This is a genomic window from Myxococcus sp. AM009 (assembly GCF_013372605.1).
Taxonomy (GTDB): domain Bacteria; phylum Myxococcota; class Myxococcia; order Myxococcales; family Myxococcaceae; genus Myxococcus; species Myxococcus vastator.
In genome coordinates, this window is the sequence record NZ_JABXEP010000193.1 from 1 (window position 1) to 12,516 (window position 12,516).

1 protein-coding gene is annotated in these 12,516 nt (G+C 72.0%); it reads right to left on the reverse strand.

What is annotated here, in order from left to right; translation table 11 throughout:
* Positions 1–12,516, reverse strand: a 12,516-nt coding sequence (locus HV824_RS31590; RefSeq protein WP_176424902.1) for a non-ribosomal peptide synthetase/type I polyketide synthase, incomplete at both ends; no start/stop codon positions are given.

The window sequence follows — 12,516 nt, forward strand, 5'->3', positions numbered from 1 at the left end:
GGCACACGCCCACCAGCGACTCCGCCCCCACCCCCATGGCCCTCAAGTGGTGCGCCACCTGGTTGGCCCTCGCCTCAAGCTCCCGGTACGTCAGCCGCTCCGTCTCGAACGCCACCGCCACCGCGTCTGGCGTCCGCGCCACCTGCGCCTCCATCAGCGCGTGAATCGTCGCCTCCGACGCGGGCGCCAGCTCCCGTCCCTGGAAGCCCTTCAGCACCTGGTGGCGCTCGGCCTCCGAATGGATGGCCACGCGCTGAAGTGACAGGTCCGGCGTGACGATGACGGCCCGGGCGAGCTCGATCAGATGGCCCGCGAGCCGCTCCACGGTGCCGACATCGAAGAGGCTCGACGCGTACTCGAAGCGGCAGAACAGGGTGTTCTTGCGCTCGACGATCTCCAGGCTCAGGTCGAACTTGGAGGTGTCCGCCTCGATGCCGAGCTGGCTCAACTTCAACGATTGATGCGCCACGTCCACGGTGGGCGTGTTGACCACGTTGAGGACGGCCTGGAACACGGGCGTGCGGCTCTGGTCACGCGGCAACTGGAGCGCTTCGATGATGCGCTCGAAGGGCGCGTCCTGGTGCGCGAACGCGTCCAGTGACTGGTGCTTCACGCGGCCCAGCAGTTCCCGGAACGACGGTGCTCCCTCCAGCCGCGAGCGCAGCGCGAGCGTGTTCACGAAGCAGCCCAGCAGCCCCTCCACCTCCGGCCGGGAGCGTCCCGCCGTGGGGATGCCCACCGCGAAGTCCTCCTGGCCCGCGGTGCGCCCCAGCAGCGCCTGGAACAGCGCCATGAGCACCATGAACGACGTGGCGCCCTCGCGCCGCCCGAAGGCGAGCAGGGGCTCCGACACGTCGACGGGCAGCTCGAAGCGGAAGCTGCCGCCCGCATATGACTGAATCGCGGGCCGGGGCCGGTCCGTGGGCAGCTCCAGCGCGGGGACGGCCGTGAGCCGCTCCTTCCACCACCGGACCTGCTGCTCCATCACCGCGCCTTCCAGCCACTGGCGCTGCCACACCGCGTAGTCGGCGTACTGCACCTCCAGCGGCGGAAGCGGCGAGGGGATGCCCGCGCTGAAGCAGGCGTAGAGCACCGACAGCTCGCGGCCCAGCACCAGGGTGCACCACGCGTCGGAGATGACATGGTGCTGCATCAAGCTCAGGACGTGCTCCTCCGGCCCCAAGCGGAGCAGCACCGCGCGCCCCACCGGGCCCTTCTCCAGATCGAAGGGAATCGCCCCCAGCGCGGCGCACCGCCGCAGCATCTCCGCTTCACGCGCCTCCGCTGTATCTCCGGGGACGTCCTCTACGGGTATCGGCAGCGAGCCCTCCGCGTGGATGACCTGGACCGCGCCGTCTTCCGTGAGCTGGTACGTCGTGCGGAGGACTTCGTGCCGCTGCACCACCTCGTTGAGCGCGGCCTGGAGCGCCTCGACGTTCAACGGGCCGGTCAGCCGGAAGCTGGAGCCATTGTTGTACGCCGTGCTGCTCGGATCGAGCTGCTGGAGGTACCAGAGCCGCTGCTGCGCGAAGGACAGGGGCAGCGGCCGGTTCCGGGACACGCGAGGAATCGCGGAGGGCTCGGGTTGCAGCATCGGCGCGGGCACCGAGGGCGCGGGGGGCGCCTTGGGCTTCGGCGCGGGGGCCTGCACCTTGGGCGCGGCGGGCAGGGTGACGTGCTCCACGCGGCCGTCCACGCGGAGCCGCGCGTGCCTCCCGGTCCGGAAGAGCCGGGCCTCACTGCTCGACGGGTGCTGCACGAAACGGCGGCGCTCCTGCTCATTGGCGCGCCACAAGTCCCAGGGGAGACCAGCCCCCTCCAGGGCCAACTCACCGACGACCCCGGGGGGCACCGGCAATCCGGCCGCGTCCAACACCCAGGACTGGAGCCCTTCGGGGATACGCGCCGTCGGAGGCCGTGGCAGCAGGCCGCCCTCGCTAGCGGCACCCGCGAGCAGGACCTCCGTGCCCAGGTTCCGGTGCAGCGACAGGGCCAGCTCCGCGGAGGCGCCGTCCAGGACGAGCGCGCCCACGGGCTCCAAGGCCTCGCGGGCCTGCGGCAGCTCCACCAGCGTGCGCGCCAGCCGCGCCGAGGCATGCAGCAGGACGGCGCCCGACTGTCGGGCCAGCGCCAGCAGCTCGTCCACCGCGAGCGTTCCCTCCGCTTGCCGCTGGACCTTCCGCTGCGAGGCGTCCTGCACCAGCCGCTCGCGAATCGCGGTCAGCCGGCGCAGGCCCTCCAGCACCACCGGCGTGTCCAGGCCGAAGTCGATGAGGCAGGCCACCTCGTCCACGTCGGCTTCCCGGACGTGGAGCAGGCGCTGCACGCCGCTCTCCACCGTGCCGATGAGGCCGGTGCCCTTCGCGTGGTGCTCGAAGGTGTGTTCCAGCAGGGCGTTCACGTCCTCCTCGGACACCTTGTCGATTTCGCCCTGGTAGCCCTGCGCGGCCAGCAGCGAGGCGGAGATCTCCGCTGAGCTCCGGAAGTAGCCCAGCAGCGGCTTGCGGACCGTGCGCAGCACCTCCTGTTCGTCATCGCCGATGAACGCGTGCAACATCAGCGCGACGTGGCCACGGCCCGGGTGCCCGTTGCGGCGCCAGGCTTCGCGGTAGAGCGCCACCTTCTGCTTCAGCTCGTCCAGTGACTGCGTGAGCAGACCGGTGAGCACGCCAGCGCCCACCTCGCCGGCCAGGCGGAACGTCTCCGGGCTGCCGGCGGCCGTGAGCCACACGGGCAGGTCCTTCTGGACGGGCTTGGGCCGCAGGCCCACCTCCACCGTGACGCCGCCGCCACCCGGACGGCGGAGCTTCTTGCCTCGCCAGAGGGTGCGGATCGTCTCCAGGTTCCGCAGGAGGACGTTGCGGCGATCCTCGTAGTTCTGCGGAGCGAAGGTGAAGTCCGCCACGTGCCAGCCCGTCGCAATCGACAGGCCCACGCGGCCTCCGGAGAGGTTGTCCACCACGGACCACTGCTCGGCGACTTGCAGCGGGTCATGCAGCGGGAGGACGACGCTGCCCGAGCGCAGGCTCAGGTTGCGAGTGATGGTGGCCAGCGCGCCCGCCACCACCGCGGGCTGGGGATAGAGGCCGCCGAACGAGTGGAAGTGCCGCTCCGGCGTCCACACCGCGGAGAAGCCGTTGGCGTCCGCGTACTTCGCGCCCTCGATCAACAGCTCGTACTTCGGACCGACGAGCGAGTCTTCATCGTTCGCGAAGTAGATGAGGCTCAGGTCCATCGCGCCCTGGCGCGGACCGCCGCCCTGGAGGACCTCCCACTGCGCCGTCACCTGCTCGGACGGGAACGTCACGGTCAGCCCGCGTGACAGGGCCCACAGGGCCTCCAGTTCGGGGCGCTCCGCCGAGGACTCCGCGGCGGCCACCCAGGTGGCGCCTTCCGCGGGCCGCAGCCGCTTGTCGAGCGCGTCGAAGAGCTCGGTGAGCCCCTGGTGCACCAGGGCCCACGGCGACTGGTTGGCGCCCACGGGCAGCAGCCACGCCAGCGCCTCCGGGGCCGGAGCGGGGTGCTCCGTCTGGGCACCGGAAGACTCCAGCGCGTCCTCTACGTGGAGCACCCGCGCCGCGTCCAGCCGGGCGGCGGTCATGAGGCCTCGCCACGTGATGAGCACCGGCACCCGGGCTCCGGACGACGCGAAGTCCGACAGGCGTCCCAGGTCCGTGGGGCCCACGGCCACGACGGCGCCACCGGCCTCCAGGACCCCCCAGAGGACGGCCAGCTTCGCGGGGGACGGCTTCAGGCAGACGGCGACGGGCTCACCGGGCTGCACGCCGAGCGCACGCAGCCGAGCGGCGACGTCGCGCGCCCGCTGGGCGAGGTCACTCCAGGTCCACGACGTCGCGCCCTGCATGACGGCGGTGGCTCCCGGCTGACGGGCCGCGCGCTGGGACAGCCGCGTGGGAATCGGCGTGGAGACGGGCCGGGGCAGGGGGGCGGGCCACGCGCTCCGGTCCGCCTCCGTGGCCAGGGGCAACCGGGAGATGCGCTCCGAAGGCCGGGCCAGCGCCGAGCCCAGCAACACCTGGAGGTGTTCCACCATGCGCCGGGCCGTGGCTTCGTCGAACAGCTCCGTGGCGTACTCCAGCGCGCCGCCGATGCGGCCGGAGTCATCTCCGAGCACCAGGGACAGGTCGGACAGCGTCGCGCCCCACTGCACCGGCGCGTCCGGCACCTCCATCATGGTTCCGCGGACACCGGTCAGCTCCAGCGCCGCGGCGGCTCCGCCCGCGGTGGTGTGGAAGACGAAGATGGTGTCCGTCAACCGGCCCCGGCCAATGTCCTTGCCGGGGATGAGGGCCTCCACGAGGTGCTCGAAGGGCACGTCCGGACGCAGCTGGACGTCGTTGACCTCCTGGCGCACGCGGGCGATCAGCTCCAGGAACGTCGGGTCATCCGCGAAGCTGGTGCGGAACGCGGCCGAGTGCGCCACGTACCCGATGAGCGGCAACAGCTCCGGCCGGGTGCGGTTGCCAATGGGCGTGCCGACGATGATGTCCGTCTGTCCGCTGTAGCGGTGCAGCAGCGCCTGCCACGCGGCGAGCACCATCATGTACGACGTGTAGCCCTCACGCTTTCCGAACTCCGCCACCTCGCGGGACAGCGCGGCCGAGAAGGACACGGGCATGCGCACCGACGTGAGCGGGCTCGTCGGAGGGCGCGGCCGGTCCGTGGCGACGCCGAGCTGCCGTGGCATGGCAGCGAGCTGCTGACGCCACCAGGACTCCTGCTCGGGGAGGCGCCCCTCGGCGACGACCTTGCGCTGCCATGCGCCGAAGTCCGCGTACTGCACGGGCAGCGGGGCCAGGGGAGACGGACGTCCCTGCTGGAAGGCCGCGTAGCACTGGAACAGCTCGTGGATGAAGATGGAGATGGACAGCGTGTCGCTGACGATGTGGTGGATGTTGCCCAGCAGGATATGCAGGCGCTCGTCGAGCCGGACCAGCGTGGTCCGGACGACGGGGCCCTTCACCAGGTCGAACGGCTTCGCGGCGTCCTCGCGCGCCAGCCGCATGGCCTCGGCCTCGCGGTGCTCGGGGGCGCCGGTGAGGTCCACGCGCACCAGCGGGATGTGCATCCGCGCGTGGAAGCGCTGCACTGGGCGGCCGTCCACCACGTCGTAGGTCGTCCGCAGGGACTCGTGGCGCTGGATGATCTCCTGGACGGCGCGCTCCAGGAGGACCGCGTCCACGGCGCCTTCCAGCCGCAGGACGAACGGGATGTTGTACGCGGACAGCCCCGGCAGGTGCTGCTCCAGGCGCCAGACGCGCTCCTGCACGAAGGACAAGGGCAGGGGCTCGCTCCGCGGCAACGGGACGATGGGCAGCTCGCGCGAGGTCTCCACGGCGGGGGCCTGACGCAGCAGGGGCTCGATGCGCCGCGCGATGCCCGCCACGGTGGGGGCCTCGAACAGCGCGGCCAGCGGGAGCTGGACGCCGAACGTGGACCGCACCTGGTTGAGGAGCTGCGCGGCCATCAGCGAGTTGCCGCCGATCTCCAGGAAGTTGTCGTCGCGGCCCACGAACGTCATGCCGAGCCGCTCGCGCCAGAGCGATGCCAGCCGCTCCTCGATGTCGCCTCGGGGCGCATCTTCACGCTCTGGCGTGGCGGCGGGCGCGGGCGTCCCCTGGGCCTGATGCGGCGACGTGGCCTGCGGGGCCGCGAGGCTGCCCTGGGACTGATGCGGCGACGTGACCTGCGGGGCCGCGAGGCTGCCGTGGGCCTGGGGCGGAACCGAGGCGCCATTCTGTCCGCCAGGCACGTGGGCAGCGGACTGTGTGGCGCTGGGCGTCGCGAAGCCCGCGGACGCCTGCGCCAGCGACGTGGACGCCGCGGGCTGAGCCGCGCCGGGTGTCGCGAAACCGCCCGGGGACTGGAATGACGCCGCGACGGCAGCCGCGTGCCCCGCGCCATTCGCCAGCGCGGAAGTGGCGGTCTGCGCCGGCCGCGCCGGTGCCTCCACCCAGCACCGCTTCTCCTGGAACGGATACGTCGGCAGGTGCAGGCGCAGCCGCTGTTCGTGGCCGTAGAAGACGCTCCAGTCCACCGAAGCGCCCAGGGTCCACAGCTCGCCCACCGAGGTCATCAGGCTCGCGTGCTCCGTGCTCGTCCCGCCACGGCGCAGCGTCGCCACCGCCTTGACCCGCGCCTTGTCGCGTCCCAGGCAGGCACGCACCAACGGCGTCAGGTCCTGCCCCGGGCCGACCTCCAGCAACAGGCTGCATCCCTCTTCGAGCAGGGCCCCCACGGCATTCGTGAAGCGCACCGGCTGACGCATCTGCGCCGCCCAGTACTCCGGCTGGGCCAGCTCGTTCGCCTGGGCCCAGCGCCCCGTGACGCTGGAGGCATACCGGAGCGTCGGCGCCTGGCGCTGGAGCGAGCTCACCACCTCCGCCAGCGCAGGCATCAGCGGCTCCACGTCCGCCGAATGGAACGCATGCGGCGCGGGCATCCGCACGGTGCCCACCTCACGGCGGCGCAGCTCCTCCTGAAGCCGCTCCACCTCCGCGACGGGTCCGGCGACGACGCAGCGGTCCGGCGCGTTGATGGCCGCCAGCGACAGCCGCCCCGTCAGCAGCGGCAGCACCTGCGCCTCCGGCATCGCCACCGCCAGCATCGCGCCCGGAGGCATGCGGTGCATCAGCTCGCCGCGCGCCACGGCGAGCCGCATCGCGTCCTCCAGCGACAGGACACCGGACACGCACGCGGCGGCATACTCACCGAAGCTGTGCCCCAGCACGGCGTAGGGCCGCAGGCCCCAGTCCATCCACATCCGCGCCAGCGAATACTCCACCGTGAACAGCGCGGGCAGGGCGGCGCGGGTGTCAGCCACCGCGGCGGCGTCCATCCCAGGCCCGGCGAACAGCACCTCGCGGACCCGCTCCCGGAGCGCGGGCTCCAGCAGCGCCAGGCACGCCTCCGCGTGGGCGCGGAAGGCCGGCTCCGCTTCGTACAGCTCGCGGCCCATGCCCGCCTGCTGCGCGCCCTGGCCGGGGAAGATGAAGGCCACCCGGCGGCGGTTCACGTCGGCGTCGGTCACCTTCACTGGCGTGTACGGCTTGCGCAGCCGCGCCGTCAGGTCCGCGGCGTCCCGGGCCACCACGGTGCGCCGGAACTCGAAGGCCTTGCGGCCCACGGCATGCGTGAAGGCCACGTCCGCCAGGGACAGGTCCGCGGCGTGGGCCTCCGCGTGTCCGGCGAGCTGCCGCGACGCCGCCTCCAGCGCCTCGGCGGAGCGGGCGGACAGCGTGACGACCTGGTGCGAGCGCGTGGTGGAGCCGCTGTGCGCCATGGGGGACTCCTCGAGCACTGCGTGGGCGTTGGTGCCGCCAATGCCGAAGGAGCTGACGGCCGCGCGGCGCGGCGTCTCGGTCCTCGGCCACGGCCGCAGGGTGGTGTTGACGAAGAAGGGGCTGGCGTCGAAGTCGATCTGCGGATTGGGCCGCTCGAAGTGCAGGCTGGGCGGCACCTCGCCGTGGTGCAGGGACAGCGCGACCTTCATCAGTCCCGCCAGTCCCGCCACCGTGTCCAGGTGCCCCATGTTGCTCTTCAGCGAGGCCAGGGCAATGGTGCCCCGGTGCTCGGCGCCCAGGCCGTAGGCGCGCTGGAGCGCGGCCACTTCAATGGGGTCGCCCAGCGGCGTCGCGGTGCCGTGGGTCTCCACGTAGCCGATGTCCTGGGCCCGCACGCCGGAGCGCGCGAGCGCCTGGGCGACGACCGCCGCCTGCCCCTGGACGCTGGGGGCGGTGTAGCCGGACTTGTAGCGCCCGTCGTTGTTCGTCGCCGTGGCCCGGATGACGGCGTAGATGGAGTCGCCGTCCCGCTGCGCGTCCTCCAGCCGCTTGAGGACCACACACGCCACGCCGTTCCCGGACACCGTGCCCTGCGCGTTCGCGTCGAAGCTCCGGCAATGGCCGTCCGGAGAGAGGATCATGCCCTCCTGGTAGACGTAGCCGGTGCGCTGCGGGACGGCGATGCGCGTGGCCCCCGCCAGCGCCACCCCCGAGCGGCCCGCCAGCAGGTTCTGGCAGGCGAGGTGGACTGCGACGAGCCCCGTGGAGCACGCCGTGTACACGAGGACGCTCTCACCGGTGAGCCCCAGCTTGAACGAGGCCTTGGTGGCCAGGCTCTCATGGGTGGCGGTGCCGTAGAGCTCGAACAGCGCCGCGCCGTCCAGCGGCAGCGTGGCGCGGACCGTGTCCTTGTAGCCGGAGTCGATGGCGCCCGCGTACAACGAGATGGCCTCGGGCGTGCGCTCCGGGTCGATGCCCGCGTCCTCCAGCGCGGACCACGCCGTCTGGAGGAAGAGCCGCTGCTGCGGGTCCATCCACTGCGCCTCGCGCAGCGACAGGTCGAAGAAGCCCGGGTCGAAGTCCTCGATGCCGTCCAGGACGCCGCCGGCCGGGACGAAGGCCGGGTGCTGCGACAGCTCCACGCCCTCGGGCAGGCCGGGCAGCCGCTCCAACTGCTCGGGGGTGAAGCGGGAGATGGACTCCACGCCATCGCGCAGGTTCCGCCAGAAGTCCTGGACGGAGCTGGCACCCGGGAAGCGGCCCGACATGCCCACGATGGCGACCAGGCCAGAGCCCGAGGTGGGGTTCGCCTCGGCGTTGCTGGTTTCGGAGCCAGGCTGGAGCCGCGTGGGAGCGGCGGCGGGGGCCTCATCCACCTTCGCGTCGCGCTCCAGGACGGCGGCCAGCGCGTCCACGGTGGGGTGCTCGAACAGCCACACCACCGGCACCTCCCGGTTCAACGCCTCCCGCATGCGTTTGGCGATGCGCACCACCGACAGGGACGTCCCGCCCAGGTCGTCGAAGAGGTGGTCATGGAGGCCGATGCGCTCCGTGCCCAGCTCCTTCGCCCACAGCGCGGCGAGCTGCTGCGCCAGCGGGCTGGACGGCTCCACGAACTGGCCATCGCGGCCCGTGGAGGCGCTGTCCGGCGCCGGGAGCGCCTTGCGGTCCACCTTGCCGCTGGTGCTCAGCGGCAGCGTGGGGAGGACCACGAAGACGGATGGCACCATGTACTCGGGGAGCCGCTGACGCATGCCCGCGCGCAGCGCCGCGACCTCCAGCGGCGCGTCATCGCGGCCCATGGCGTAGGCCACCAACCGCTTGTCGCCCGGGACGTCCTCGCGGACCACGGCGGCGGCTTCCAGCACGCCTGGCTGGGTGCGCAGCGCGGCCTCGACGTCCGCCAGCTCGATGCGGAACCCACGCACCTTCACCTGGTTGTCGGTGCGGCCAATGAACTCCAGCGTGCCGTCCGGGCGCCAGCGGACCAGGTCTCCCGTCCGGTAGAGGCGCGCGCCGGGCTGCGTGGCGAAGGGAGCGGGGATGAAGCGCTCCGCCGTGAGGTCCGGCCGCGACACGTACCCGCGCCCGAGCCCTTCACCGCCCACGTACAGCTCGCCGGGCACCCCCACGGGCACCAGCTGGAGCTGCGAATCCAGCACGTAGGCCTGCGTGTTCGAGACCGGCCGGCCAATGGGCACGGAGGCCCCGACCTGCGAGGCCTCGAAGGCCGTGTAGCTCGTGGAGATGATGGAGTTCTCCGTCGGGCCGTAGCCGTTGGAGACGGGGACTCCGGTGGTGGTCAGCGTGCGCCGCGTATGCGGTGCGGACAGGATGTCACCCACTACGTGGATGGCCCGCAGCTTCTTCAACAGGTCGGTCCGGTGCTCCACCACCTGCGAGAACAGGCCCGCGGGGAAGTGGATGAGCGTGACGCCGTGGCGCTCCACCACGCGGGACAGCGTGTCCAAGTCGCTGGCCTGCGCCTCCGGCGGATAGAGGACGACACGGTTTCCGTTGAGCAGCGGGAGCCACAGCTCCATCACCGAGCCGTCGAACGAGGCGGGCGCCATGACGAGCCCCGTCTCCCGGACGCCGAAGCGGATGAAGGGCTCGCTGTGCATGAGGCGCAGCACGCCCCGGTGCGGGATGCCCACGCCCTTCGGACGGCCCGTGCTGCCGGACGTGAACATCACGTAGGCCAGGTGGTTCGGGCCCACGTCGGACACAAGCGGCGTGGTGGGCCACTCTGACAGGTCCACCTCTTCCAGGAGCAGGGTGGGGAGCCCGCCATCGGGGAGCGGCAGCTTCGCGTGGTTGGCCCGCGACGTGAGCAGCAGCTGCGGTGGCGCATCCTCCAGCATGATGGCCAGCCGCTGCGCGGGGTACGACGCGTCCAGCGGCACGAAGGCGCCGCCAGCCTTGAGCACCGCCAGCATCGTGATGACCCACGCCGAGCCCCGGTCCAGGCTCACGGCCACGAGCACTTCCGTGCTCACGCCGCGCGACCGGAGCAGGTTCGCGAGCTGGTTGGCCCGCGAGTCCAGTTGCTCGAAGGTCAGCGTCTCGTCACCACACTCCAGCGCCACGGCGAACGGGCGCAGGGAGGCGTGCCGCGCGATGACCTCCGCGATGGTGCCGCCAGCGCCGTCGTACCGGGCCGAGGTGTCGTTCCACTCCTTGAGGAGCTGCTGACGTTCGCCCGGGGTGAGCAGCTCCAGCGTGCCCAGCGGCTGGTCCGGCGCCGCGGCTACGGACGCCATGAGCACGCGCAGGTGCCCGGCGAGGCGGGCCACGGTGGCGGTGTCGAAGAGGTCGGTGCTGTACTCGATGGCGCCGCGCAGACCTTCGGCGTCGTCCATGAGGACAAGGCCCAGGTCGAAGCGCGAGGTCGCGATGTCCACGTCCGCCGGCCGCAGCGTGAGGCCGGTGGCCCGCATCGGCCCCGTGGGGGTGTTCAGCAGCGAGAAGAAGGTCTGCACCAGCGGATTGCGGCCCAGGTCCCTGCGCGGCTGGAGCTCCTCGACCAGCTTCTCGAAGGGCAGGTCCTGGTGCTCGTACGCGGCCAGGGTGGTGTCACGGACCTGCGAGAGGAACGCGCGGAACGAGTCCCGCGGACGGACCCGGGCCCGCAGCACCAGGGTGTTGACGAAGAACCCGACCAGGCCCTCGACCTCGCCGTGGCGGCGGCCCGCGATGGGCGAGCCCACGAGCAGGTCCTCCTGCCGGCTGTAGCGCGCGAGCAGCACCTGCCACACGGCCAGCAGCGCCATGTAGGGCGTTCCTCCCGCCTGCCGCGCGAGCGCGAGGAACGGCGCCACCACGTCCTGGGGCAGGTGGATGGGGTGGAGCTCGCCGAACTGCGAGCGCTGGGTGGGCCGCGGCTTGTCGGTGGGCAGATCCAGCACCTGGGGCGCGCCGGCGAGCTGCTCCTTCCACCAGTCCACCTGCGCGGTGAGCACCTCGCCCTGGAGCCATTGCCGCTGCCACGACGCGAAGTCCGCGTACTGGATGGGCAGCGGTGGCAGCGCAGGGCTTCGGCCCTGGGCGAACGCGTCGTAGGCGGCGGCGACCTCGCGCACGATGACGCCGAGCGACCAGCCGTCCGACACGATGTGGTGCATGGTCAGCACCAGCACGTGCAGCTCGGCGTCCAGCTTCAACAGCAGGGTGCGCAGGAGCGGGCCCGCGCTCAAATCGAACGGCTGTCCCGCCTCCGTGGCGGCCAACCGGCGCGCCTCGGCCTCCCGGTCGTCTTGGGGCAGTCCGGTGAGGTCCTTCAGCGGGAGCGCCTGGTCCGTCGCGGGGTGGATGACCTGGATGGGGTCACCGTCACGCATGACGAAGCAGGTGCGCAGCGGCTCATGACGTCTGACGAGGTACTCCAGCGCGCGCCGCAGGGCCTCGGTGTCCAGCGCGCCTTCCAGCCGGACCGCTCCCGGCAGGTTGTACTGACTGCCACCGGGCTGGAGCTGGTCGATGAGCCACAGGCGCTGCTGCGCGAAGGACGGCGGCAGGTTCCCGTCGCGCGGCACGGGCCGGAGCGCTGGAAGCTGGGGCGCGCTGGCGCGCATGAGCATGCCTTCCTCGACGAGCTCGGTGACGCGGGCCACGGAGGGCGCGTCGAAGAGCGCGTTGAGGGACAGCTCCACGCCGAACGTCGTGCGCAGCCGGGAGATGAGCTGCGTAGCCAGGAGCGAGTGACCTCCCAGCGCGAAGAAGTCGTCGTGCAGGCCCACGCGCTCCACGCGCAGGAGTTCACGGAAGAGGGCGGCGACACGCTGCTGGAACGGAGTCATGCGCTCTTGAACAGGCGGGGCAGCGGCCCCAGGGACAGGGGGGGCCACCGGCTGAGGCAGGGCCTTGCGGTCCACCTTGCCGTTGGGAGACAGGGGGAGGGATGGCAGCGTCACGATGGCCGTCGGCACCATGTGAGCCGGTAGCTGCTCGGCCAGCCGTGCCCGCAGCGTCGCTACGTCCGGCGCCGGCTCTCCCGTGACATAGGCCACGAGGCGCTGATCGCCCGGGGCGTCTTCGCGCACCAAGGCGACGGTATCGAGCACCTCGGGGTGGGCTCGAAGCACTGCCTCGACTTCACCCAGCTCGATGCGGAAGCCGCGCAGCTTCACCTGGAAGTCCGCCCGGCCCAGGTACTCCAGCGTGCCGTCCGGCAGCCACCGCGCCACGTCTCCGGTGCGGTACAGGCGCGCCC